This window comes from Kribbella rubisoli, from assembly GCF_004217145.1.
GTDB lineage: Bacteria > Actinomycetota > Actinomycetes > Propionibacteriales > Kribbellaceae > Kribbella > Kribbella rubisoli.
On sequence record NZ_SHKR01000011.1, the window covers coordinates 980,562 to 1,002,656 of the forward strand.

26 protein-coding genes are annotated in these 22,095 nt (G+C 68.3%); 13 read left to right on the top strand and 13 right to left on the bottom strand.

Features of this window, described 5'->3' with window-relative positions; genetic code table 11:
- The first annotated feature begins 18 nt into the window (after nucleotides 1-18).
- Entirely contained in the window at nucleotides 19-495 is a 477-nt protein-coding gene (locus EV645_RS07520) for a GtrA family protein (protein WP_206751444.1), read from the top strand.
- Here the strand turns inward: EV645_RS07520 and EV645_RS07525 are convergent.
- The 9 genes from EV645_RS07525 to EV645_RS07565 form a co-directional block, all read right to left on the bottom strand.
- Nucleotides 444-1,589 (bottom strand): MSMEG_0565 family glycosyltransferase, encoded by a 1,146-nt coding sequence (locus tag EV645_RS07525; protein WP_130441074.1) that lies wholly within the window; start codon nucleotides 1,587-1,589, stop codon nucleotides 444-446. The two genes, EV645_RS07520 and EV645_RS07525, sit on opposite strands and share 52 nt — an antisense overlap.
- Nucleotides 1,589-2,407, bottom strand: a complete 819-nt coding sequence (locus EV645_RS07530; protein ID WP_130441076.1) for a carbon-nitrogen hydrolase family protein — start codon at nucleotides 2,405-2,407, stop codon at nucleotides 1,589-1,591. The genes EV645_RS07525 and EV645_RS07530 overlap by 1 nt, the downstream gene beginning before the upstream one ends.
- On the bottom strand, nucleotides 2,398-3,225 hold the full coding sequence (locus EV645_RS07535) for a carbon-nitrogen hydrolase family protein (RefSeq protein ID WP_198681507.1): 828 nt from the start codon (nucleotides 3,223-3,225) through the stop codon (nucleotides 2,398-2,400). Before EV645_RS07535 ends, EV645_RS07530 begins: the two co-directional genes overlap by 10 nt.
- The gene (locus EV645_RS07540; protein ID WP_242000263.1) at nucleotides 3,222-4,706 is read right to left on the bottom strand and encodes an MSMEG_0567/sll0787 family protein; all 1,485 of its coding nucleotides are present in this window, start codon (nucleotides 4,704-4,706) and stop codon (nucleotides 3,222-3,224) included. Before EV645_RS07540 ends, EV645_RS07535 begins: the two co-directional genes overlap by 4 nt.
- On the bottom strand, nucleotides 4,658-5,728 hold the full coding sequence (locus EV645_RS07545; RefSeq protein ID WP_130441078.1) for an MSMEG_0568 family radical SAM protein: 1,071 nt from the start codon (nucleotides 5,726-5,728) through the stop codon (nucleotides 4,658-4,660). Before EV645_RS07545 ends, EV645_RS07540 begins: the two co-directional genes overlap by 49 nt.
- An 11-nt stretch (nucleotides 5,729-5,739) precedes the next feature.
- Nucleotides 5,740-6,261 carry an MSMEG_0572/Sll0783 family nitrogen starvation response protein gene (locus EV645_RS07550; protein WP_130441080.1) on the bottom strand — a complete coding sequence of 174 codons (522 nt, stop codon included), beginning with the start codon at nucleotides 6,259-6,261 and terminating at the stop codon, nucleotides 5,740-5,742.
- A gap of 15 nt (nucleotides 6,262-6,276) precedes the next feature.
- Entirely contained in the window at nucleotides 6,277-7,095 is an 819-nt protein-coding gene (locus EV645_RS07555) for an amidohydrolase family protein (RefSeq protein WP_130441082.1), read from the bottom strand.
- Nucleotide 7,096: 1 nt separating this feature from the next.
- Nucleotides 7,097-8,353: an MSMEG_0569 family flavin-dependent oxidoreductase gene (locus EV645_RS07560; protein ID WP_130441084.1), complete on the bottom strand. Its 1,257-nt coding sequence runs from the start codon at nucleotides 8,351-8,353 to the stop codon at nucleotides 7,097-7,099.
- Between the two features lie 129 nt (nucleotides 8,354-8,482).
- Nucleotides 8,483-8,911 carry a winged helix-turn-helix transcriptional regulator gene (locus EV645_RS07565; RefSeq protein ID WP_198681508.1) on the bottom strand — a complete coding sequence of 143 codons (429 nt, stop codon included), beginning with the start codon at nucleotides 8,909-8,911 and terminating at the stop codon, nucleotides 8,483-8,485.
- A 47-nt stretch (nucleotides 8,912-8,958) separates the two neighbouring features.
- Between EV645_RS07565 and EV645_RS42170 the strand changes: the two genes are divergently transcribed.
- Together EV645_RS42170 and EV645_RS07570 are read left to right on the top strand one after the other, a co-directional pair.
- Complete coding sequence (locus EV645_RS42170; RefSeq protein WP_198681509.1) at nucleotides 8,959-9,171, top strand: hypothetical protein; 213 nt, start codon at nucleotides 8,959-8,961, stop codon at nucleotides 9,169-9,171.
- On the top strand, nucleotides 9,123-10,142 hold the full coding sequence (locus EV645_RS07570) for an MFS transporter (RefSeq protein ID WP_242000385.1): 1,020 nt from the start codon (nucleotides 9,123-9,125) through the stop codon (nucleotides 10,140-10,142). The genes EV645_RS42170 and EV645_RS07570 overlap by 49 nt, the downstream gene beginning before the upstream one ends.
- Here the strand turns inward: EV645_RS07570 and EV645_RS07575 are convergent.
- Entirely contained in the window at nucleotides 10,075-11,700 is a 1,626-nt protein-coding gene (locus tag EV645_RS07575; RefSeq protein ID WP_130441086.1) for an AMP-binding protein, read from the bottom strand. The two genes, EV645_RS07570 and EV645_RS07575, sit on opposite strands and share 68 nt — an antisense overlap.
- 152 nt (nucleotides 11,701-11,852) lie before the next feature.
- Here EV645_RS07575 and EV645_RS07580 point away from each other — a divergent pair, with 152 nt between their 5' ends.
- The 3 genes from EV645_RS07580 to EV645_RS07590 all read left to right on the top strand — a co-directional run bounded on the left by EV645_RS07580 (nucleotide 11,853) and on the right by EV645_RS07590 (nucleotide 14,249).
- Nucleotides 11,853-13,310, top strand: a complete 1,458-nt coding sequence (locus EV645_RS07580; protein ID WP_130441088.1) for a restriction endonuclease — start codon at nucleotides 11,853-11,855, stop codon at nucleotides 13,308-13,310.
- A 205-nt stretch (nucleotides 13,311-13,515) separates the two neighbouring features.
- On the top strand, nucleotides 13,516-13,998 hold the full coding sequence (locus EV645_RS07585; protein ID WP_157997023.1) for a nucleotidyltransferase domain-containing protein: 483 nt from the start codon (nucleotides 13,516-13,518) through the stop codon (nucleotides 13,996-13,998).
- A complete protein-coding gene (locus tag EV645_RS07590) occupies nucleotides 13,998-14,249 on the top strand; it encodes a hypothetical protein (protein WP_130441092.1) in 252 nt (83 codons plus the stop codon). Before EV645_RS07585 ends, EV645_RS07590 begins: the two co-directional genes overlap by 1 nt.
- Here the strand turns inward: EV645_RS07590 and EV645_RS07595 are convergent.
- A complete protein-coding gene (locus tag EV645_RS07595; protein WP_130441094.1) occupies nucleotides 14,242-15,060 on the bottom strand; it encodes a DUF6454 family protein in 819 nt (272 codons plus the stop codon). The two genes, EV645_RS07590 and EV645_RS07595, sit on opposite strands and share 8 nt — an antisense overlap.
- A gap of 89 nt (nucleotides 15,061-15,149) precedes the next feature.
- Between EV645_RS07595 and EV645_RS07600 the strand changes: the two genes are divergently transcribed.
- Genes EV645_RS07600 through EV645_RS07610 form a run of 3 tightly spaced genes read left to right on the top strand, consistent with a single transcriptional unit; the run spans nucleotide 15,150 to nucleotide 17,847 of the window.
- Nucleotides 15,150-15,755, top strand: a complete 606-nt coding sequence (locus EV645_RS07600; RefSeq protein ID WP_242000264.1) for an SIMPL domain-containing protein — start codon at nucleotides 15,150-15,152, stop codon at nucleotides 15,753-15,755.
- A gap of 60 nt (nucleotides 15,756-15,815) precedes the next feature.
- On the top strand, nucleotides 15,816-17,051 hold the full coding sequence (locus tag EV645_RS07605) for an Nramp family divalent metal transporter (protein ID WP_130441098.1): 1,236 nt from the start codon (nucleotides 15,816-15,818) through the stop codon (nucleotides 17,049-17,051).
- Between the two features lie 19 nt (nucleotides 17,052-17,070).
- Nucleotides 17,071-17,847, top strand: a complete 777-nt coding sequence (locus EV645_RS07610) for a metallophosphoesterase (RefSeq protein WP_242000265.1) — start codon at nucleotides 17,071-17,073, stop codon at nucleotides 17,845-17,847.
- Here the strand turns inward: EV645_RS07610 and EV645_RS07615 are convergent.
- The gene (locus EV645_RS07615; RefSeq protein WP_130441102.1) at nucleotides 17,812-18,384 is read right to left on the bottom strand and encodes a TetR/AcrR family transcriptional regulator; all 573 of its coding nucleotides are present in this window, start codon (nucleotides 18,382-18,384) and stop codon (nucleotides 17,812-17,814) included. The two genes, EV645_RS07610 and EV645_RS07615, sit on opposite strands and share 36 nt — an antisense overlap.
- Nucleotides 18,385-18,470: 86 nt before the next feature.
- On the opposite strand from EV645_RS07615, the gene EV645_RS07620 reads away from it, so the two are divergent.
- Both EV645_RS07620 and EV645_RS07625 read left to right on the top strand, forming a co-directional pair.
- On the top strand, nucleotides 18,471-19,517 hold the full coding sequence (locus EV645_RS07620) for a saccharopine dehydrogenase NADP-binding domain-containing protein (RefSeq protein WP_130441104.1): 1,047 nt from the start codon (nucleotides 18,471-18,473) through the stop codon (nucleotides 19,515-19,517).
- 29 nt (nucleotides 19,518-19,546) lie between these two features.
- Entirely contained in the window at nucleotides 19,547-19,924 is a 378-nt protein-coding gene (locus EV645_RS07625) for a DUF427 domain-containing protein (protein ID WP_130441106.1), read from the top strand.
- On the opposite strand, the gene EV645_RS07630 is transcribed toward EV645_RS07625, so the two are convergent.
- Nucleotides 19,911-20,678, bottom strand: coding sequence for an alpha/beta fold hydrolase (locus tag EV645_RS07630; RefSeq protein WP_130441108.1), 768 nt, complete (start codon nucleotides 20,676-20,678; stop codon nucleotides 19,911-19,913). The two genes, EV645_RS07625 and EV645_RS07630, sit on opposite strands and share 14 nt — an antisense overlap.
- Before the next feature lie 104 nt (nucleotides 20,679-20,782).
- Here EV645_RS07630 and EV645_RS07635 point away from each other — a divergent pair, with 104 nt between their 5' ends.
- Together EV645_RS07635 and EV645_RS07640 are read left to right on the top strand one after the other, a co-directional pair.
- Nucleotides 20,783-21,565, top strand: a complete 783-nt coding sequence (locus EV645_RS07635) for a GNAT family N-acetyltransferase (RefSeq protein ID WP_130441110.1) — start codon at nucleotides 20,783-20,785, stop codon at nucleotides 21,563-21,565.
- The gene (locus EV645_RS07640; RefSeq protein ID WP_130441112.1) at nucleotides 21,562-22,095 is read left to right on the top strand and encodes a kinase; all 534 of its coding nucleotides are present in this window, start codon (nucleotides 21,562-21,564) and stop codon (nucleotides 22,093-22,095) included. The genes EV645_RS07635 and EV645_RS07640 overlap by 4 nt, the downstream gene beginning before the upstream one ends.

Here is a 22,095-nt window from a genome sequence, read left to right on the forward strand (position 1 = left end):
GTTGGCAGACTGGGGCCTGTGACAACGGTGTTGACACCTGCGGAGCGGCGGGGTGCGTCGTTCGCGAGCGCGATGGCTGCCGTGGTTCGCCGGTTGCCGTGGGGGTTGTCGCGGCTTCCGGCCAGCCTGCTCGGATTCGTGGTGATCAACGGGTTCACGTTCGGCGTGGACCTCGCGCTGCTGACCGGGTTACGGTCGTGGGCGCGGCTGCCGCTCTGGCTGGCGATCACTCTCGCCTACGCGGCTGCGTTCGGGCTGAGCTACGTGCTCAATCGCACGTTGAACTTCCGCTCGCACGGCGAGGTGGGGCCACAGGTCGCGAAGTACGTGGGTGTGATCGTGGTCAACTATCTGGTCTGGATTCTCGGGGTCGGCGCCGGGCTGGGCGCACTCGGCGTCGAGTATCACCTCAGCCGCGTCGTCGCGGGTGCCTGCGAGGGTGTTTACATGTACTGCGCGCTTCGCTGGTTCGTGTTCCGGAGCAGCCGGGAGTAGAGGTCCAGGTGCGCGTCGGCGGCTGCTGTCCAGGTGTAGGTGGCGGCGACCTCGCGGCCGAGGTCGGCGCGGCTGTGGTCTGTCAGCGCGTCACGGAGGGCGTTCGCGAGGGCGGCAGGACCGGTCGCGTAGGTCGCAGCGTCGCCGAAGATCCCGCGGAAGACGGGTAGGTCGGAGACGACGAGCGGGACGCCTGCCGCCAGCGCCTCCAGCGGGGCGAGCCCGAACCCCTCCTTGATCGATGGAAAGGCGAACACCTCGGCACCCGCCACCAGGCTCGGCAGATCGGCGTCGTCAACAGGCCCGAGCACGACGGGCACGACACCGAGCTCCGCGGCCCGCTCATCCCAGGCCGCCCGGTAGGACCGGTAGTCGAAAAGCGTCTCGCCACCAGCGATCACCAGCTTCAGCTCGCGGTCACTCGCCCCCGCGACCTGGATTGGCTCCGCCGCCGTCAGTTGGGCGTAGGCCTCGAGCAGGTCGAGGGAGCCCTTGCGCGGTTCGATGCCGCCGACGGTCAGCACATACCGGCCCAGCCGGCGACGCCAACCGTCCTGCCGAGCTACTGCGACTGGATCGTCCGACGCGGCTGTTGCGAAGCGGGTGGCGTCCACGCCGTTGGGGATTACTGTTGCCTTGAGCCCCCAACCGGTGAGGAGCTCGTCGGCGACAGCGGCGGAGACGCAGACGTGCGCGTACGGGTCGACGATCGCGCGTTCATGACACGCCGCCAGCTCCGGCGTACTGAAATGGTCGAGGTGATGCACCGTCCGGATACAGCGGCCGGCCGCGTTCGCGCTGATGCAGTCCTGCGCGTGCACGACGTCGTACTGCGATCCGTCGAACGCATCACGCAGTACCGCGATCGACCGGAGAATGCGCGGGCCGACACCCTCACCGGGCACGTCCGGGAACGGGACCAGCGACAACCGCACCCGCGGATCGACCGGGCGGAAGAAGCCTTCGTCGCCACCGCGCGCGAGCGACCACACCGTCACGTCGGCGCCCGCCGCCGCCAGCGCCTCCGCCAGGTAGAGCGTGTGCACGACACCGCCCCGCGGTTTGGTCGAGTAGCTGAGCAGCGCGATCCGCATCAGTACACCTCCGGACGGCGTTCGCCGAGATGGTGCAGCACCCGGCGGGCGGTCTCGATCTCGGCGCGTACGTCGACCTCCGCGATCGCGATCCCGGCCTTGGACCAGGTACGGGCGACGATGTCGCCACCCGGGCCGACAACCTTCGACTGACCGAGGAACCGCAGGCCGCCGATCGAGCCGGTGAGGTTGGACGAGACCAGCACGACCTGGTTCTCGGCCGCGCGGGACCGGTCGTAGAGGTCGAACAGCCGGGACTGGCGGTCCTCGTTCATCCGCGCGGCCCGATTGGTGATGCTCGTCGGCCACGCGCACAGGCAGGCGATCACGTCGGCGCCGTCGACGGCGAGCGCCCGGGCCGCCTCCGGGAACGTCTTGTCGTAGTCGATCATCATCCCGATCCGGCCGACCGGTGTGTCGAACCCGGCGAACTCGTTGCCTGCGGCATAGATCGCGCGTTCGCCCGGCGGCTGGTGCACCTTGCGGTGATGTCCGAGTACGCCGTCACCGGTGACACACAGCGCGGTGTTGAAGCGGTCCGGCCCGTCCGCCTCGCAGAAGCCGAAGCAGACCACCATCTCGCCGGCCATCGCGATCACCTTGGAGATCAGCGGATCGTCGAGCGTGAGCGCAGGCGGGAGATCGTCGTACGTCGGATTGCTCAGGTCGTTGAGGTATCCGCCGAGCACTGCGTCCGGCAGCACGAGCAGCTGGACCTCCTCGCGACGTCCGTGCCGGATCAGTGCCTCGACCCGGGACAGGTCGAACTCCAGGTCCCGGGTGAACCCTGCGGCAACCGCTCCGATCTTCAGACCCATGCCAGCTCGTAGGCCTCCGGCCGGCGATCCCGCAGATGTCCCATCGACCGGCGGGCGAGCTCGAGCGCCAGCTCGACGTCCAGCTCGGCGATCGCCATCCCCTCGGTCACCCCGGTGTCCGCCAGGATCTCGCCGCCGGGGTCGACCACCTTGGCGCTCGCCACGAACCGCAGTGAGCCGAACGTGCCGGACTGGTTCGCCGACACCCAGACCACCTGGTTCTCCAGCGCTCTCGCCCGGTCGAACAGGTCGAACCGCCGCTTCCAACGATCCTTCGCGAGGTCCGGGTCCGGGTTCGTCCGAGCTCCCGGCCACGCCGACACGCAGACGATGATCTGCGCTCCGTCCAGGGCGAGCGTCCGCGCGGCCTCCGGAAACGCTTTGTCGTAACAGATCATCAGACCCAGCCGCCCGACCGGTGTGTCGAACGCCTCGAACCGGTCGCCGGCGGCGAAATGCGCGTCCTCGTGCAATGGCTGATGCACCTTGCGGTGATGTCCGAGTACGCCGTCACCGGTGACACAGACCGCGCTGTTGTAGATCAGCCCGTCCACTGCCTCGGCGTACCCGGCGGTCACGACCAGGTCGCCGGCGAGCTTGGCCAGGCGGGCGATCTCGGGGCCGTCCGCGGTGAACGCGGGCGGCGGCTCCGCGGTGCCGTCGAGGCTGAGCAGGTACCCGCCGAGCGCGCCTTCGGGGAGCGCGAGCAGCTTCACGCCGGCCGCGCGGGCTTGGTTGATCAACTGCTCTACGCGCACGAAATCGGCTTCGAGGTCGCGGTCGAAGTTCGCGGCCACGGCCGCCATTCTGAGCGTCATGCTGCTCCCATCCCGGTCACTCCGGCGGCCAGCGCCTCGGTGACCTCGCCGTCCGGCCAGCGCAGTACGACGCCTTGTCCGGTGGTCAGCTCGCCGCAGACGGCACTTGTCGCCGGGCCCGCTTCGATAGGACAGGTCGTGAGCATCGCGAAGCCGGGGAAGCAGGTCAGCCAGTCCCCCATCGATGCCGTCCCCGGCTTCGGTACGGCGGCAACGTCCAGCACCGCCGCGCAGCCCGAGGCCTCGGCGAGCATCCCGAGCGTGCCGACGACTCCGGCCATCGACACATCCTTCGCGGCCGACGGCCGCGCGCGGCCCACCGCTGTCACCATCGTGCGCAGTTCGTCCGGGGTGCGATGGCTGGTCGAGTCCCATTGCCGCCCGGCGTACCCGGGTCGCCAGCCGCCACCGAGGTCGGCCGTCAGCCGGACCTGCTCGCCCGAACGTCCGCCGCCACCGGCCACCGGATGGGCGGTCCGGCCGAACGCGGTCACGCTCAGAGCCGCCGGCACCCCCAACTGCGTATGCCCGCCGAGAATCGGTACGCCGAAGGCCGCCGAGGCTCGCTTGAGCCCGGTCAGAACGCGTTCCGCGGCGGCTGCGTCCCGGGCGCCGAGCGCATCCAACAGACCGACCGGTACGGCGCCCATCGCGGCAAGATCGTTGACGTTCACCAGGACCGAACACCAGCCGGCCCACTCCGGATCCCGCTCGACCATCGCCGGCAGGATCGCATCACACGCTGCGACAAGCTCGCTGCCCGGAACCGGCGCACCATCGTCGCCGACGTACCCGTCCGGCCCGATCCCTTGCAACAAAGGGCCGAGCGCACTCTTGGTCGCCGCGACAAGCCGTGCAATCCGCCCGATCGGCCACCGCATCAACACATGCGGCGTACTCGCAACCGTCACCGGCCGGACGGTCTCCCACCCAAGCCGCGTGAAGAACCGCTGAGTCCCAAGCTGCACAGTCGCGTCGAACCGCAAAGCACCAGCCTCCTCAGCCCGAGCACAAGCAGCTCGCACCAAGGCAGCTCCCACACCAGCCAGCTTGTTCGAGGCGGAGGAGGTGCCACGTGCCCGCCCACGCTCCGGGGCACCTGACTGACTACCGGCGACGACCAGGCGGCCGCCTTGCCACCAGCCGATGTCGGGGCCGGTTGTTGCTGGGCCTAGGCGGACGCCGCCGATTACCGTGCCGTCGGCTGTGCGGGCGACCAGGACGATCGTTCTTGGATCCTCGTCGTGGTCGTCGAGGTCGGTGTTGTCGAACAGGCCTTGGTGTTCGACGAAGGCCTCGTGCCGCAGGTGGTAGTACGCGCGCCGGGCAGCAGCGTCCGCCTCCTCGATCAGGAAGGGCGGTGGCGGATCACCCAGCAGTGCGCGGACGTCGGCCGCTCGCATCACGCCGGCGGTCTGGACCACCGTCGTACTCATGAACCGGCCGCCGACAACAGGCTGCACGCGCCACAGGCCGCGCACCCTGCACCTTGGTCCGCGCCGCGCATCTCCGCCTCCGCGAGCAGCGCCGCAACCCGGGCCGTCACGTCACGGACCACGGCGGGATCCGGCGCCGTCACCCCATCGGCCCGAGCAAGCGTCCCGAGCATCGGCCGCAGCGGTACGACGAACGGGTACACCCCGCGCTCGATCAACCGCCCCGCCCCGGCGACCAACTCGTCCGGATCCTCCCCCATGCCGATCAGCAGGTACGTCGACACCCGGTTCCGCCCGAACACCCGGACAGCCTCGTCCCACGCCGCCTCGTACTCCGCCATGCTGACCGTCGACTTCCCCGGCATCCACTTCCGCCGTACGTCGTCATCCAGCGACTCGACATGGATCCCGATCGACGTCGCCCCCGCATCGCGCAACTCAGCCAGCACGGACAGATCACCAGGCGGCTCGATCTGCACCTGGATCGGCAACCCCGGCACGGCATCCAGCACAGCCTTCACCGACCGCACCAGATTCCGCGCCCCCCGATCCCGCCCGGTCGTCGTACCCGTCGTCATCACCATCTGCGTCACACCATCCAGCCGCACCGCCGCCTCAGCGACCTCGGCCAGTTGCGCCGGCGTCTTCGCCGCGATCGTCGCCCCGGCCCGCAGCGACTCCTCGATCGAGCAGAACCGGCAACGCGTGGACTCGTCGTACCGGATGCAGGTCTGGACGACCGTGGTCGCGAGCACGTCCTTCCCGTGCAGCAAGGCGATCTGCCGGTACGGGACGCCGTCGGCTGTCGTCAGGTCGTAGAATCGCGGCCGGCGCACCGGCTCGACCGACAGCCCCAGACTGAGCCCGTCGCGGAACACCCCGCCGTCCCGGACCTGATAGGGGCTATCGGCAACGATCGGGAGGGTGGCGTTGGCACCGTCGACGACCAGGTGCCCGTCGTCGCTCGGCCCGGCGCCCTTGCTGCGACGGACGGGTGCGTCCACCTGCACGCCGTACACGGCCATCTCGGCCCGGACGGCCAAGGCTTCCTCGGTGCCAACGCTCATTGTCGACCGCCTCAGAACATGTAGGTCGAGTTGATGATGGCGCCCTTGCGGGCGTAGTGGATCAGCGCGTCCTGCACGTCCAGCGGGTGGGTCGGGATGACGCCCTCGATCAGGTCCTCCTCGCGGGCGCCGTGCAGCGACAGGCCGAACCGGCAGCAGTACACCTTGCCGCCCTCGGCGATGAACGTCTTCAGCGACTCGTTGATGTTGTGCTCGCCGGGGAAGGCCGAGTTGCCGGTGGTCGGGAACCCACGCGTGGCCAGGCAGTTCAGCGAGCCCGGGCCGTAGAAGTAGATCGCGGACTCGAACCCCTTCCGCTGTGCGCGGGTCGCCTGCAGGATCGCGACGAAGCTCACCGACGACTCGTGCGCGATGCCGTGCACCAGGGTGAAGTAGGTCTCGCCGTCCTCGGCCTGGTAGTCCGGGAAGACCTTGGTGCCGCCGTAGATGCTGGAGCCCTGCGGCAGCGACGGGTGCGGGATCTCCCCCAGGCTCTTGGTCTCGAGGTCGGTCAGTTCGGCGGTTTCGGGCATCTCGTTGCTCCTTGATCAGTCGTACAGGTGGGAGAAGGTGCGGTGGAAAACCTGGTCGGCGAGTTCGCCGTCGCCTATCGCGGCGCGCATCCGGGCGAGCTCGCCGGCGTGGTCGCCCCAGGGCTGGTCGCTGGCGAACAGCACCCGGTCGTGACCGATGCCGCGGCGCTCGATCTCGGCGGCCAGCCAGCCCGGGGCGAAGCCGATCGCCCAGGACAGATCCGTGTAGACCTGCTTACCGGCTTCGATCCAGTCGAAGAACCGGGAGCCGATCAGCTTGATGTGACCGCTCATCCCGCCACCGAAATGGACCAGATGCAGCGGTACGTCGTCGGCGTACGTCTCGATCAGGTGACCGATGTGGTCGATGTCGGACGCGGCGCCGGGCGAGGTGTGCACATGGACGACGAGCCCGTGCCTGCGCGCGGTCGCGAAAATCTCGTCCAGCTGAGGACGTACGGCGTCGTCGGTCGGGTGGCCGCCGAGCAGGAAGCTGAGCTTGAGCACCCGTACGCCGGGCTCCGCCGCCAGCGTGAGCGCCTTCGCGGTGAGCTCCGCGTCCTGCGGCCGAGGCGAGACCCAGAGGCCGGCGCGGATCCGGTCGTCCCGGGCGGCCGCCTCGACCACGAGCTCGTTGAAACCGAACGAGACGGCGACATCCGGTACGCCGTAGTTGGGGATGACCAGCGCCCGCTCCGTCCGCTCGGCGTCGAGGTCGACGATCAACTCGTCGATCGTCGCGCGCGCGGTGATGTCGGGGTTGACCGGAGGCCCGCCGTAGAAGGGATAGGCCGGGAGTACGCCGAGATGGCGGTGGGCGTCGCAGACGTACATGTCAGGCCACCGTCCGATGCAGGCCGGCGATCCAGTGCACGCCGGCCCGCTGCTCGACGATCCGTTCGGCGACGTACTGCGCGTCGTCCGCGACGCCGCCGAAGCGGCCCGAGCCCCAGGTGTGCTGCCAGGGCAGACCGATGAAGTACAGGCCGGGGACGTTCGTCACCCCGAGCCGATGGGTCGGATAGCCCTGGCCGTCGAAGACCGGGACCCGGATCCATCCGTCGTCGCGCCGGAACCCCGTGCTCCAGATGACCGCTCCGATCCCTTGCAGAGAAAGGGTTCCTGGTGCCGTCTCAGGGTGCCAGACGGGCCTGTAGCGCGCTTCCTCGGGAGCGTCGATTCGCTCGGCGGCGATGTACGCGTCGATCGAGTCCTTGATGCCTTCGGACACCGCGTCGGCGCGGTCGAGGTTCTGCTGCAGGTCGGCCGCGAACCGGAGCGTGTCGGGGTCCGCGTCGATCAGCCGGCCGTAGAGCCGCATCCCTTCCAGGGCGAACTTCCGCAGGTCGATATCCCGGCCGCCGTCGCGACCGGTGACGTAGTGGTTCGCCCGCAACCGGACCGCGTCCGCGTCGTCGAACTCCTCGATTCCCTTGCGGTAGTACCCCATCCGGTCCAGCCAGGTGACCACGTCGAGACCGCGGTAGAACCGCGCTACCCGCGGCGCGCTACCGGTCGCGAGATGGACCGTCCGCCCGGCCAGATGCAGATCCTCGGCGATCTGGCACCCGGACTGCCCGGTGCCGACCACGACGACATCACCCTCGGGCAATTGCTCAGGACGCTTGTACTGCGAGGAATGCAGCTGCATGACCGAAAGCCGTTCGGCCAGGGGCGGGATCCTCGGCGACTGGTACGGACCGGTCGCGACCACTACCTGGCCGGCCGTGATCGTCCCGGCCGTGGTGACGATGCGGAACCCGGCGTCGAGCCGGGTCGCTCGGACGCCCTCGACGATCGGCACATCGAACGCCTGGCGGTAGTTCTCCAGGTAGTCGACGATCTCGTCGCGGACCATGAAGCCGTCCGGGTCGGCACCGTCGTACGGGAAGCCCGGCAGGCGGCATTGCCAGTTCGGGGTGACCAGGCAGAACGAGTCCCAGCGGCGGTTCCGCCACTCGGCGCCGACGCGATCTGCCTCCAGTACGACGTGATCCACGCCGTGCCGGGACAGCTGCCAACTGGTCGCGAGGCCCGCCTGGCCGCCGCCGATCACGACGACGGAGTGGTGCGCACCGTCGGTGAGTTGCATGCCGGCTCCCGGGGTCTCGGTCCGTCCTGGATGTGTTCCAGTGAAGGACCGCCCGATTGCCCCGCTGTTGCCCCCGGAACAAACTCACGTTTCCAGATTGACGCCCGGTGTTTCGGGTGGGTAACCGCGTCAGGGGAGTTTGTGGACCTCGGTGTCGGCCGGGGTGAGGAGGCGGCCGTCGGCGGCATGGACCTCCAGCGGTTTCAGCGGCTTGTGGTTGCGGCGGTCGAGGAGTTGGGAGTGGGGCTCACCGGGGGCGAACGCGAACGCCTCGCCCCACTGGCGGAGGGCGACGATCACGGGGAACAGCGCCTCGCCCTTGGCGGTCAACTGGTAGCCGGTCGGCACCTGTTCGAGGATGCCGTTCTCGACCAGCGCACGCAGGCGGGCGCTGAGGATGTTCTTGGCGACGCCGAGACTGCGCTGGAACTCGCCGAACCGCCGGCTGCCGTCGAACGCGTCCCGCACGATCAGCAGCGACCACCAATCGCCGACCGCGTCCACGGAGCGCGCGACCGGACAGCTCTCCTCGTCGAAACGGGTCCGTTTGACCACCATCCACCTCCTGGTTGCAACATGCTACCAATTTCTTCTACGGTAGCAACATGCAACCAAGCCAGCGCGTGCTCCTCGCGGTCGCGGCGGGGGTCGCGGTCTCGACCGTCTACGCGGCCCAGCCGCTACTGGTCACGATCGGTGCTGACCTCGAGATCGGCCGGGCAGGGTCGGCCTGTTCGTCACCGTCACCCAGCTCGGGTACGCCGCCGGCCTGTTCTTCCTTGTCCCATTGGGTGACCTGCTCGACCGCCGACGGCTGATCCGGCTGCAGTTCTTGCTGCTGGCAATTGCCCTCCTGCTGACCGGGATCGCCCTGAACGCTGCGATACTGCTGGCCGGCCTGGCCGCGGTCGGCGCGCTCGCGGTCGTCACCCAGTCCTTGGTCGCGTACGGCGCTTCACTGAGCGCACCGGCCGAGCGCGGACGTACCGTCGGCACGATCACCACCGGCATCGTTATCGGCATTCTGCTGAGCCGGACCGCGTCCGGCATCCTCACCGACCTCGCGGGCTGGCGAGCCGTCTACCTGACCGCGTGCGCTGCCTGCCTCGTAATCGGATGTTGCATGCCCCGCACGGTCCCGCAGCCCAAGGCAGGCTTGACGTACGGCGCGCTGCTCCGCTCCACGGTCAGCCTCTGGGGCGAGCCATCGTTCCGAGAGAGCGCCATCCGCGCCTTTTTCATCTTCGGCTCGTTCGGCACACTGTGGAGTTCGATCGCGCTGCCGCTGACTTCGCGGTCGTTGTCGCATACAGAGATCGGCGTGTTCGGGCTGATCGGCGCGGCCGGTGCGCTGGCCGCCGGTCCGGCCGGCCGGCTGGCCGATCGGGGCCATGGGCAACTGGTCACGCTGATCGCTTCGGTGCTACTGGCAACGAGTTGGCTCGCGACGGCGCATCTTCTTGTGGGGCTGGCGATCGGAGCGGTCCTGCTCGATCTCGCCGTACAGGCCATCCATGTCACGAACCAGAGCATGATCTATCGGCCGGAGCTCGGCAGCCGGTTGATCGGTGGCTACATGGTGTTCTACTCGTTGGGCAGCGGACTGGGCGCGATCGCGTCGACCGCGCTCTACGAACGTGCCGGCTGGAACGCTGTCTGTCTGCTCGGCGCTGCCTTCGGCGTCGGCAGTCTGGTCACGTCAGTCCGAGGTCTTGGCTGGATCACCAGACAAGACCTAAGAGTTCGACGGAGCGCTCGCGCATCTCGACCTTGCGAATCTTGCCCGTGACGGTCATCGGGAAGTCGTCGACCAGCAGGACGTACTTCGGGATCTTGAAGTGCGCGAGTTTGCCGGTGGCAAAGGTTTTGACGGCGTCGGCGTCGAGGGGGTCGGCACCCGGCTTCAGCTTGATCCAGGCGCAGAGCTCCTCGCCGTACCGTTCGTCGGGGACACCAATGACCTGGACGTCGGCGATCGACGGATGGGTGTAGAGGAACTCCTCGATCTCCCGCGGATAGACGTTCTCGCCGCCGCGGATGACCATGTCCTTGATCCGGCCGACGATGTTCACGTACCCGTCCTCGCGCATCGTCGCGAGATCGCCCGTGTGCATCCAGCGGGCCTGGTCGATCGCCTCCGCGGTCTTCTCCGGCTCGTCCCAATAGCCGAGCATCACCGAGTACCCGCGCGTGCACAGCTCGCCCGGTTCGTTCCGCGGTACGACGAGACCGGTAGCCGGGTCGACGAGCTTCACCTCGACGTGTGGCATGACGCGGCCGACTGTCGACGTACGGCGGTCGAGATCGTCGTCGCGCCTGGTCTGCGTGGACACCGGCGACGTCTCGGTCATCCCGTAGCAGATCGCGACCTCGGCCATGTGCATGTCGGCGACGCAACGCTTCATCACCTCGACGGGGCACGGCGATCCGGCCATCACGCCCGTACGCAGGCTGGTCAGGTCGTACTCCGCGAAGTCCGGCAGACCGAGCTCCGCGATGAACATCGTCGGTACGCCGTACAGCCCCGTGCACCGCTCGTCCTGCACGGCCTTGAGCGTCGCGGCCGGATCGAACGCCGGCCCGGGGATCACCATGCAGGCGCCATGAGTGGTGCAGCCCAGATTGCCCATCACCATGCCGAAGCAGTGATAGAAGGGCACCGGGATGCACAGCCGGTCGTCCGCGGTGAACGCGATCGTCTCGGTGACGAAGAAGCCGTTGTTGAGGATGTTGTGGTGGCTGAGGGTCGCGCCCTTCGGGAACCCCGTCGTACCGCTGGTGTACTGGATGTTGATCGGATCGTCGAAGGACAGCTCGGCTTCGCGGGCATGGAGTGCGTCGACCGTGATCCGGCTTGCGTCGTCGCGGAGCGCGTCCCAGTCGCCGGTGCCGAGGTAGATCGTCTCCTCGAGCGCGGGGCACTTCGGCCGGACCTCCTCGACCATCTCGCGATAGTTGCTGGTCTTGAATTCGGTCGCGGAGACAAGCATCCGGACGCCGGACTGGTTCAAGGCATAGGCCAGTTCGTGGGTCCGGTACGCCGGGTTGATGTTCACCAGGATCGCGCCCATCAACGCGGTCGCGTACTGCGTGATCGTCCACTCCGCCTGGTTCGGCGCCCAGATGCCGACCCGGTCGCCCTTCGCGATCCCCCGCGCCAGCAGGCCGCGCGCGACGAGCTCGACCTCCGCGCCGAACTCGTCGTACGTCCACCGCCTTCCGGTCTGGACCTCCACCAGGGCCTCGCGATCGCCGTACTCGTTGATCGTTCGTCTCAGGTTGGCGCCGATCGTTTCACCCAGCAACGGAACCTCGGACACCCCGGACGCGTACGACGGAAGGCTCATCTTTCAATCGTCACCTCGCTCACATGCCTCTGCAAGTGCACGTGCGGCAGGAAACAGGGGGTGGACGGCAAGCAATGTCCTTACCAACTCTGCGTCACAACGGTAGCGCTGTGTGGTTGGACCGTTACATTAGTTGTGAGAGGTGTGAGGCGATGGACCGATCGATGGAAGGTCACGCCCGCAGCGACCGTCCGCCCGGACGTACCGCCGAGGCGGCCCAACGTACCGCTGCGGTACAGGAACGCGTCCAGGCCCTGGGCAGCATCCTGGCCGACGCGCTGGCTGTCGATGTCAACGGCACCGATCTGCAAACCCTCAAACGTGCTCCCCTGCGGGCTCCGCCGACCGTGTCGCCGTCCGATCTCGAAGCGCATCCCGGACCTGTCTGGGATGCGTTCGTGCCCCACCCACCGTTTCGCTGGTGGGGTGCCCAGCGCCGGTTCGCGCGGCGGCTCGCCGATGCCGAGGACCGGTTCGCGGAGGCGATCGAGCGGCACCGGGCGTCCGAGGAGACCCGTCGCGAGCGGGTCGCCAAGGCACTGCGGGAGCAGGTCGAGCACCAGCGCCGGCTCGACGAGGCAACCGCGGAACAACATGCGCGGATCGACGCGTACGAACGCGCAGTGCAGAACCGCGGGCGGGCGGCGGTGACGCGCTACTTCACCAAGGCACTGGACCGGCTGCCGGAACCGCTGGACTTCCCCCGCCGGCGCAAGGTCGGGTACGTGCCCGAATCGACGCTGCTCGCGGTGGAGTGGGACCTCCCCGACGTCAGCGTGGTGCCGGCCGAGGCGTCGTACCGCTATGACCGTGCTCTCGACGCGGTGCTCGCCGTACCGCGCGATCCTCTCGAGCTGCGGCGGCTGTATCAGCAGCTGGTGGCGCAGCTGGCCTTGCGGGCCTTGCACCTGGTCTTCGGCAGTGACAGGTACGGCGTGGTCGACACCGTCGTGTTCAACGGAATGGTGGAGTCGGTGGACCTCACCACCGGGCAGACCGTGCGGCCGTGCCTCATCACCTTGCGGGCAACGCGGGAGCAGTTCGAGGCACTGGTGCTCGACCAGCTCGACCCGGTGGCCTGCATACGGCACTACTTCGCTGCTGAGGTGTCACGGCATCCGGAGGAGCTGCAGCCGGTGGAGCCGGTGCTGGAGTTCGACCTGGCCGACCCACGCACCATCGAGGCAGTCGACGTGATCAGCGAGATCGACGCCCGCCCCAACCTGCTGGACCTGAGCCCCGAGTCCTTCGAGCACCTCGTGCACAACCTGCTCACCCGCATGGGCCTGGAGACCCGCCTGTTCCGCCGCGGCACCGACGGAGGCATCGACTGCGTCGCGTACGACCCCAGACCGATCACCGGCGGCAAGTTCGTCGTACAGGCAAAGCTCTGGACCCGCACCGTCCCGCCATCCGCCGTCCGCGACCTCTTCGGCACCGTAGTAGACGCCGGCGCCACCAAAGGCATCCTCATCACCACCTCCGGCTTCGGCCCCACCAGCTACCAGTTCGCCAACGGCAAACCCCTCCAACTAATAGACGGCACCGCCCTCCTCTCCCTCTGCCACCTCCACAACATCCCCGCCCGAATAATCCCCAGAGCCAGCTGACCATGCCCTAAAAAGTGGGCATATGCCTGATATAGTGGGCACTGGAGGTGGGGTGTCCATGCGATTCTCAGAGCCGATGTCCAGTGTCGTTCCCGGGTTGCACGGCCGGGTCCTCGGAGTGCTCGCGCGAACCGATCGTGCGCTGACAGGGCGATCCGTCGCCTCGCTATTGCATTCGCCGGCAAGTCCGAGCGGAGTGCAGAAAGTGCTGGATGACCTTGTAAGCAATGGTGTTGTCATCGCCGAGCCGGCTGGTCGTGCTCGGCTCTACACGCTCAACCGGGATCACGTGGCCGCTGCGGCAATCGACCAGCTCGCGCGGCTCCGCGACGTACTGCTAGAACGGATCAAGGCCGAAGCGGAGTCGTGGACGATACCTGCGACGGCGATCTGGCTGTTCGGGTCGACGGCACGTGGGCAGGGGGATGCCGACAGCGACCTCGATCTGCTGATCGTCCGGCCGGATGACGTCGACGACTCCGAGCCGGGCTGGCTCGAGCAGGTCGAAACCCTGTCAGCGCACGCAAGTCTGTGGTCCGGCAACTCGTGTGAGGTCGTTGAGTACAGCGCAGCAGAGATCCGGGACCTCATCAGCCAGGGCGAGCGCATCGTGACCGAGCTACGCCGTGACGCACTTCCGATCGCGGGCCGCACACCACAACAAACCCTCAACCGACAGGCAGGCTAGTGACCGCAGTCGACGAAGCCCGAGCGCACTTGGCACGGACCAAGAAGTCTGACAACCACGCCGAGGCGGTCGCGGAGCTGAAAGGCGCCGGTTCGGCCGGACGGGACAGCAGCGCGACGCTGTCCCGGCTCTCGAGGCGCAAGTCCAAGTCGCAGTACCAAGCTGGTTCGGTGTCTGCTGCAGATGCAGCGAAGAGCATCGACTGGGCCACCCGATTGTTCGAAACCGCCAAGAGCGTCGTCTCTACTTGAGTGGGGTTTCGTAGATCTGGAGTTCGGTGCCGTGCGGGGGTTCGCCGTCGTCGGGGGCGGTGATTAGGCGGAGTTTGGTGGGGGTGGATTCGAGGGCTACTGGGTTGCGGGTGGCGTTGTTGTTGGTGGTCGGGGAGAAGTACGGGAACGGGATCTCGTGGAGGATGCGGTTGGTGCGGAGGTCCAGGAGGGCCAGGCCGCCCAGCTCGTAGGAGGTGTTGTTCGGGCCGGGCAGCGTGGTCACACCACCGCACAGCTGCTTGCCATGGGCGGTGTAGCTGCAGTCCTGGTAGTCGAGGAAGTGCGACGCGTTGGCTTGCTTGCTGAGCTGGTTGCCGGTGGGAGTCCAGCTGTAGAGAGTGCGAGAGCCCCAGCTCACCCCGTGCACGTGGCCGGTGGTCCGGTTGCGCACTACTCCTCCGACGTGGTCCTGCACCCGGAAACGCTCGGTCACCTCGTACGTCGTCGGGTCGACCGTGTAGACGATCGCCCGCGAGTCCGGCCGGTACTCCGCCACCGGCACCCACAGGTCCTCCCCGTCGAAGTCCAGCCCACCCGGGTGGTACGCCGTACCCTCGCCGAGCCGGATGTCCTGCTTGAGATTCCCCTGCCGATCCATGGCGAACAGGTGCCCGATGCCTGTGTCCGGCGCCTCCAGCACCTCGACGCTGGTCATGAAGATCAGCTCCCCCACCAGCGCGATCCCCTGCGGGTGGTAGGTCGGGAACTTCAACGGCACCCGCTCCACCAGCGTCCACGCAGTACTGCGATCGGTGGCCTGGAACGCACGCGTCAAGTCAGAGTCCCGCATCAAAGGCTCCTCGCTCGATAGTCGATGGTGAAGTGTGTGATGCCCAGGTGACTTCCAGGTGATGCAGACTGACGGTTATGGACACAGGGGTGACTGTTGTTGGGTCAGGGCAGGTCAGTGGGACGCCGGATGTGTTGCGGGTGTCGTTCGGGGTCGAGCAGGTGGCGCCGGATGTCGCGGCTGCGGTCGCCCGCGTCGGGGAGCGCACGGACGCCGTGATCGCGGCGCTGCGCGGGCGTGGGATCGAGGCATCGCAGCTGGGCACCAGTGCGGTGAACGTGTACCAGGACTACAAGGAACCAGACGCGGCTACGGGGTACCGCGCGTCGCACACGATCACGGTGGAGACGAAGGACCTGACCGGGTTCGGCGCGCTGCTCAACGCGGCGGTCGATGCCGCGGGCAACAGCCTCGGGCTGCACGGCTTGCAGTTCGACATCGAGGACAAGACCGAACTGCTGACACAGGCGAGGGAACTCGCTTTCCAGCAGGCGCGGGCGAAGGCCGAACACCTGGCCGAGCTGGCCGGCTTCTCCCTCGGCTCGGTCACCGCGATCGCCGAGAACCACAACCAGTTCCCGATCCGCCGCGCGTACAACGCCAGCAAAGCCGTCGACCTCGGCGGCGCCATCAACGTCGTCCCGGGCGACAGCAGCGTCGAGGTCACGCTGGAAGTGCACTTCGCCTGGGCGTAATGCGCGTCTCAAAACCAGAACAGGTGTTGCGTTGTCGGTGCCGTCAGGGAGACTGCTCTCATGTACGCACCGGCGCCGCTCCGACGGCAACTGAGCCGGTCCGGGCTGTTACTGCTCGGACCGGCCTTCGTTGCGGCCGTTGCGTATGTCGACCCGGGCAACTTCGCGACCAACATCGCGGCCGGCGCTACGTACGGTTACCTGCTCTGCTGGGTGGTCGTCGGCGCCAACCTGATGGCCGTCCTGGTGCAATATCTCGCGGCCAAGGCGAGCATCGCGACCGGGCGGACCCTGCCGCAGCTGTGCCGTGACCACTTCCGGCGGTCGACGTCGACCGGGCTGTGGGCGCAGGCCGAGGTGGTGGCGATCGCGACGGACCTGGCCGAGGTCGTCGGCGGTGCGATCGCGCTGAATCTGCTGTTCAAGATCCCGCTGCTGCTCGGCGGCGCGATCACCGGCGCGGTGTCGTTCGGCTTGCTGATCTATCAATCGAAGCGCGGCCAACGCCCGTTCGAGGCAGCGATCATCGGCCTGCTCGCCGTCGTACTCATCGGCTTCGTGGTGTCGACGGCCAAGTCGGATCCGTCAGCGAGCGGCGTGGTCGGCGGCCTCGTGCCCCGCCTGGACGGGACGCAGTCGCTCGTGCTCGCGGCCGGCATGCTCGGCGCGACCGTGATGCCGCACGCGATCTGGCTGCACGGCGCGCTCGTCACCGACCGCCACTGGAAGAGCATCCGCTCCCAGGAAGGCAAATCCCGCGTACTGCGTGCCACCCGGCTGGACGTGGCGATCGCCATGGCGCTGGCCGGCGCGGTCAACCTGGCGATGGTCGTCCTGGCCGCGGCCGCGTTGAAGGGCACCGGCGCCGACTCGCTCGACGCGGCCCATCTCGCGATCGGCGACCGCCTCGGCCAGCTCCCGGCCCTGCTGTTCGCGCTCGCCCTGCTGGCCAGCGGTTTCGCCTCCTCCTCGGTCGGGACGTACGCCGGTTCCGTGATCCTGGACGGCTTCTGGCGGCGCCGTGTCCCGCTGGCGGCCCGCCGTTTGATCACGCTGATCCCGGCCCTGGCGGTCCTCGCGATCGGCATCGACCCGAGCCGCGCGCTGGTCGTTTCGCAGGTGGTCCTGAGCTTCGGCATCCCGTGCGCGCTGTGGCCGTTGGTGAGATTGACCGCATCCCGGCGCGTCATGGGTAACCTTGTCAACCGCTGGGCGACTACTCTCGCGGCATGCCTGGTAGCGACCGCCGTCACGGCCCTCAACGTCGTACTGATCGTGCTGACCATTCGGGGATGACGTGACCCGGGTGTTCGCCGTGAGCGACATCCACGGCCACCCGGAGAAACTGACCGCCGCGCTGCGGGACGCCGGCCTCACCGATGCCGACGGCAACTGGGCCGGCGAGGACGCCCGGCTGTGGTTCCTCGGCGACTTCTTCGACCGCGGCCCGGACGGCATCGGCGTACTGCGGTATGTCCGCGGCCTGATCGAGCAGGCGCCGGACGGCGCGATCGAGATGCTGCTCGGGAATCACGAGATCCTCGCGCTCGGGATGCGGAAGTTCGACGACACGTTCGTACCGCACGACGGCATCACCCTGCGCAGCTTCGAGCGTTCCTGGGCCCTGAACGGCGGCCAGGACCGCGACCAGGAGCTGCTCACCGACGACGAGACCGACTGGCTGCTCGACCGGCCGATGCTCGCCCTCGACGCGGGCCACCTGCTGATGCACTCCGACACCGCGGAGTACATCGAGTGGGGCGACTCGATCGACGCCATCAACGCCGCAGCGAGCACCGAGCTGCACTCCGACGACATCGAGGTGTGGTGGGAGATCTGGCGCCGGATGACGTCGCGGTACGCGTTCCGCGGTGACGGCGGGCCGGAGATCGCGCGCATCATGCTGCAGCACCTCGGCGGTCAGCGGATCGTGCACGGTCACAGCATCGTGGCCGACCAGCTAGGCATCGACCCGCAGTACCTGACCGACCCGCTCCTGTACGCCGACGGTCTCGTGCTGGGCATCGACGGCGGCGCGTTCGACGGCGGACCGTGCCTAGTCGTCGAGCTGGAAGAGCTCACCGCGGAGTGAGCCGACCACGGCGTCGAGGCAGGACCGGAAGGTCTGCTGCCCGCCGCCGTCGATCCAGCGGCTGAAGGCGTTCTGGAACACGGCCGACCCGACCTCCGCGATCAGCGCAGCGTCCTCGGTCGACAGCCCGCGCTCCTCGAGGCCGCCGCGCAGCGCGTCGGTGACAGCGGCCAGCTTGGTCCGCTCCCGCTCCTGCAGCTCCGGACTGGCTGCGATGACAGCACGCCGTACGTCGGAGTTCTGGGCGATCTCCGCCAACTGCGCACCGATGACCTCGGCCGCCTGGAGCACCGCCGGCCAGGGGGCGACCGCTGGATCGACGGCCCGGATCGCCTCGACGACGGCCGGGGCCAGCCGTTCCGAGCCGGCGAACAGGACCTCGCGCTTGTCCGGGAAGTAGCGGAAGTACGAGCGCCGGGTCAGGCCGGCGTGCTCGGCGATCTGGTTCACGGTCACGGCGTCGTACCCGTGCGCGGCGTACAGCTCGAGGGCGGCCTTGCGCAGCCGCTCCTCCGCACCAGGATCCCATCGCGCCATGAACCCGAGCTTAGCGTGACGTCCCACAGTGTCATCAATCGTGCTACGGTCGATGATGACACCCTGAGACGTCACTGGGAGAGCTGATGACCATCTGGATTCTTGGCGCGACCGGCCGGACCGGCCGCGAGATCGCCACTCGCGTCGCCGCCCGCGGCGGTACGCCGGTGCTGGTCGGACGGAACGCGGATCGACTCGACAAGACCGCGGCCGACCTCGGGCTGGACGACGTGCTTGTGACCGACGACCTGCCCGGCGCGATCGCGCGTCACCGGCCGGCGGTCGTCGTCAACACCATCGGCGGGTACGCCGAGACCGCCGTACCGATCGCTCGCGCGTGCCTGCCGGGTGGACATTACGTTGACCTGGCCAACGATCTCGTCGCGATGCCGCGGCTGCTGGCGTTGCACGAGGAGGCCGCCGCGGCAGGCGGCACGTTCGTGACGGGCGCGGGGTTCGGCGTACTGGGAACCGAGGCGGTCGTATCGAGTCTGTGCGCGGACCGACCGACGCCGAGCGAGGTGCGGGTGGATGCGCTGCCGTCGGTGGCGATCGAGGGCGGGCGGTTGGGCGAGGCTTTGGCGGAGTCGATCGTGTCTGGTCTGACAAGCGGCGGACTTCGGTTCGAGGACGGGCGGATGATCCCGACACGACTCGCCGCCGATCCTCGGGAGCACGCGCTGCCGGACGGCCAGACAGCGAAGTCAGCCGGGGCTCCGACGGGCGAGCTGCTCGCGGCTCACCTGTCGAGCGGTGCGCCCGCAGTGGTTTCCACGTCCGGTTTGATGCCGACGGCACCGGTCGTGCGGGCGGTGCTGCCGTTGGTCGGCTCGTTGCTGAGGATTCCGGCGCTCCGACGGTTCGCCGTACGCCGGTTGGCGGGGATCGAGGCGAAGCCGGCGCCGCGTCCGCGGGAATACTCCTGGGGTCATGCGGTCGTGACGTGGGCGGACGGCACCTCACGCGAGGGGTGGCTGCGGGCCGGGGACGCCATGGACTTCACCTCGAACGCTGCCGCCGAGATCGCCGTACGGCTGGCCCGGGGCGAAGGCCGGCGCGGTGCATTCACACCGGCCTGTGCATTCGGCTACGAACTCGCCGAAGCGGCCGGGGCGACGATCTCCTGGGAATGACCTCGCGGCGGCCGGGGTTGTCAGCAGGTATGGCGGACAAGACTGTGAAGATTCCTGGGCCGGATCACCCGATCACCGTCGGGAAGAACCCGGATCGTGTGGTCGTGAAGGTCGGCGACCAGGTGATCGCGGACACGCACGACGCGCTGTCGCTGCAGGAGGCCAGCTATCCCGCGGTGCAGTACATCCCGCGGAAGGACGTCGACCTCACGCAGCTCGAGCGGACCGACCACGAGTCGTACTGCCCGTACAAGGGTGACGCGTCGTACTACAGCGTCCTCCCGGCCGGAGCGGACGGGGTGAACGCGGTCTGGACCTACGAGCAGCCGTACGACGCGGTCGCGGACATCCGCGAGCACGTCGCCTTCTACCCCGACAAGGTGTCGATCGAGATCATCGCCGACTGACGAAGTCGGTGAGCACCGGGGCGAGCAGCTCCGGCGGTACGACGTGGTGGTGGCCCGCGAGCTCGACCAGTTCGGCCGCGGGCAGGATCGCTGCGATCCGGTGCGCCGCGTCGACCATGAACGGCGCTGACGCGGTTCCGGCGAGCACGAGTGTCTCCGGCTTGATCGCGCGCAGCAGCTCGACCGGAGTACCGGTGCCGGCGAGGCCGTGGTCCATCACCGCGAAGTCGTACGCGAGCGTGGGCGCGCGGTCCGCGACACTCGGGGCGTACTCGAGCGCGTCCGGCTTCGGCATGCCCGTCATCATCAGGAACAGCTCGACCGCCTCCCGGTTCTGCCCCTCGCGGATCAGTTCGAGCACCTGCTCGCCGTCGTCCGACGGATCGACGTCGTCCGGCCCGTACGGCGGCTCGTGCAGCATGACGTGCGTGAACGGCAGCCCGGTGCTCGCTGCGATCGCTGCGAGTCCAGCGCCGGACGAGTGGCCGTAGATGGCCGCCGTGCCGCCGAGAGCTGTCACCAGCGCCGCGATGTCGTCCACCTCGCGCTGCACGGCGTACGGCGTACCGTCGCCGGAGTCACCGCGACCGCGCCGGTCGTACGTCACCATCTCGAAGGCGCTCGCCAGTACATCGGCCAGCGGCCGGAGCGACTGCCGGTCGCACAACGCTCCCCCGACCAGGACCAGCGGGTGGCCACTGCCCAGCTGGTCGTAGGCGATCGTCGTACCGTCCGCAGACGTCACTGTCTCCATGTTTGTCCTCCAATGTGGTGTCGACGGTGTGACGTCGGAGCCGATGGGCAGCTTTCGACATATCCACTGGCGGTTGACCGGTCTGGGTGATTCACTGCCTGGCGATGATCACCAGAGTCGACACCTACCTTCATAGCGTCCCGCTGTCCGGTGCAGTCGCCGAACAGGTAGGACCGTTCACCCTCTTCCGCAGTACGACGGTGTGGCCGTACTACGCGCGTCCTGTGCCGGGCTCCGGCGTCACGATCAAGCCGGACGATGTCGAGCTCGTACGCGAACGCTGCGCTGAGCTGGAGATCCCGCTGAGCTTCGAGTGGGTCGTGGACACCTGTCCGTCGCTGGGACCGGCTGCAGCTGCTGCGGGCCTCACTGTGGTCGAGCATCCGTTGCTGGTGCTCGAGCGCGACGACTTCCGGCCTGTAGTAGCGGATGCTCGCCTGGAGATCCTGTCTGCTGACGAGGACGTCATCCGGCAGTGTCGTGCGGTCGCCAACCTGGCGTTCAGCGACCCGGGTACTGCGGTCGGCACCGCCGGCGCGGCTGAGCGGGACGCCGCTGCGGCCGAGACGGCCGACAAGATGGTGGCGACGCTGCAGGACCGGGCGCGCCGGGGCATCTCGGTCAGCGCCGGAGCGTTCACCGACGACGGCATGGTCGCCAGCGGAACGCACCAGCCGGTCGACTCCGCCACGGAGATCGTCGGCGTCGGCACGCTCCCGTCGGCGCGCCGCCGCGGTCTGGGTGCGGCCGTGACGTCGAAGCTGGTCGAGCACGCGTTCGCCAACGGAGTGGATCTGGTGCTGCTGTCGGCCGAGTCCGACGCCGTTGCAGCCGTCTACGAGCGGGTCGGATTCCACCGGATCGGGAGCGCTGGGGCAGCGGAGTGACGGGCAGTCCGACCTCGCGCCTCGTCGTACTGCGCGGGAACTCGGGCTCGGGCAAATCCACCACGGCAAAGGCACTACGCGAACGCCTCGGCCGCGGTACGGCGTGGGTCGAGCAGGACCACCTCCGCCGCATCCTGCTGCGCGAGCACGACCTCCCCGGCGGCGTGAACATCGGACTGATCGATCTGAACGCCCGCTACGCGCTCGACCACGGGTACGACGTGGTGCTCGAAGGCATCATGCACGCCGGCCGGTACGGCGACATGCTCCGCCGGCTGACGGACGACCATCTCGGCACCACGTTGCACTACTACTTCGACATCCCGTTCGAGGAGACCGCAGTCCGGCATGCCACACGGGAGCTGGCCGGAGAGTTCAGCGTCGAGGCCATGCGGGAGTGGTATCGCGAGCGGGACCTGCTGGACGGCGTCAAGCAGACCGTGATCGGTCCGGACAGCACACTCGACCAAACCGTGGGCCAGATCCTGACCGACCTTGGGGTAGAGACCGCCGGGGCCGTACCGTTGTAG

What these genes read in the sequence shown, in the direction of transcription:
- EV645_RS07620 (WP_130441104.1), top strand. Translation starts at nt 18,471, where the DNA reads ATGACCATCTGGATTCTTGGCGCGACCGGCCGGACCGGCCGCGAGATC.
- EV645_RS07550 (WP_130441080.1), bottom strand. Translation starts at nt 6,261, where the DNA reads ATGCCCGAAACCGCCGAACTGACCGACCTCGAGACCAAGAGCCTGGGG.
- EV645_RS07615 (WP_130441102.1), bottom strand. Translation starts at nt 18,384, where the DNA reads ATGGCGCGATGGGATCCTGGTGCGGAGGAGCGGCTGCGCAAGGCCGCC.
- EV645_RS07525 (WP_130441074.1), bottom strand. Translation starts at nt 1,589, where the DNA reads ATGCGGATCGCGCTGCTCAGCTACTCGACCAAACCGCGGGGCGGTGTC.
- EV645_RS07605 (WP_130441098.1), top strand. Translation starts at nt 15,816, where the DNA reads ATGTACGCACCGGCGCCGCTCCGACGGCAACTGAGCCGGTCCGGGCTG.
- EV645_RS07555 (WP_130441082.1), bottom strand. Translation starts at nt 7,095, where the DNA reads ATGTACGTCTGCGACGCCCACCGCCATCTCGGCGTACTCCCGGCCTAT.
- EV645_RS07530 (WP_130441076.1), bottom strand. Translation starts at nt 2,407, where the DNA reads ATGGGTCTGAAGATCGGAGCGGTTGCCGCAGGGTTCACCCGGGACCTG.
- EV645_RS07545 (WP_130441078.1), bottom strand. Translation starts at nt 5,728, where the DNA reads ATGAGCGTTGGCACCGAGGAAGCCTTGGCCGTCCGGGCCGAGATGGCC.
- EV645_RS07565 (WP_198681508.1), bottom strand. Translation starts at nt 8,911, where the DNA reads ATGGTGGTCAAACGGACCCGTTTCGACGAGGAGAGCTGTCCGGTCGCG.
- EV645_RS07625 (WP_130441106.1), top strand. Translation starts at nt 19,547, where the DNA reads ATGGCGGACAAGACTGTGAAGATTCCTGGGCCGGATCACCCGATCACC.
- EV645_RS07560 (WP_130441084.1), bottom strand. Translation starts at nt 8,353, where the DNA reads ATGCAACTCACCGACGGTGCGCACCACTCCGTCGTCGTGATCGGCGGC.
- EV645_RS07630 (WP_130441108.1), bottom strand. Translation starts at nt 20,678, where the DNA reads ATGGAGACAGTGACGTCTGCGGACGGTACGACGATCGCCTACGACCAG.
- EV645_RS07580 (WP_130441088.1), top strand. Translation starts at nt 11,853, where the DNA reads ATGGACCGATCGATGGAAGGTCACGCCCGCAGCGACCGTCCGCCCGGA.
- EV645_RS42170 (WP_198681509.1), top strand. Translation starts at nt 8,959, where the DNA reads ATGCAACCAAGCCAGCGCGTGCTCCTCGCGGTCGCGGCGGGGGTCGCG.
- EV645_RS07635 (WP_130441110.1), top strand. Translation starts at nt 20,783, where the DNA reads ATGATCACCAGAGTCGACACCTACCTTCATAGCGTCCCGCTGTCCGGT.
- EV645_RS07535 (WP_198681507.1), bottom strand. Translation starts at nt 3,225, where the DNA reads ATGACGCTCAGAATGGCGGCCGTGGCCGCGAACTTCGACCGCGACCTC.
- EV645_RS07595 (WP_130441094.1), bottom strand. Translation starts at nt 15,060, where the DNA reads ATGCGGGACTCTGACTTGACGCGTGCGTTCCAGGCCACCGATCGCAGT.
- EV645_RS07575 (WP_130441086.1), bottom strand. Translation starts at nt 11,700, where the DNA reads ATGAGCCTTCCGTCGTACGCGTCCGGGGTGTCCGAGGTTCCGTTGCTG.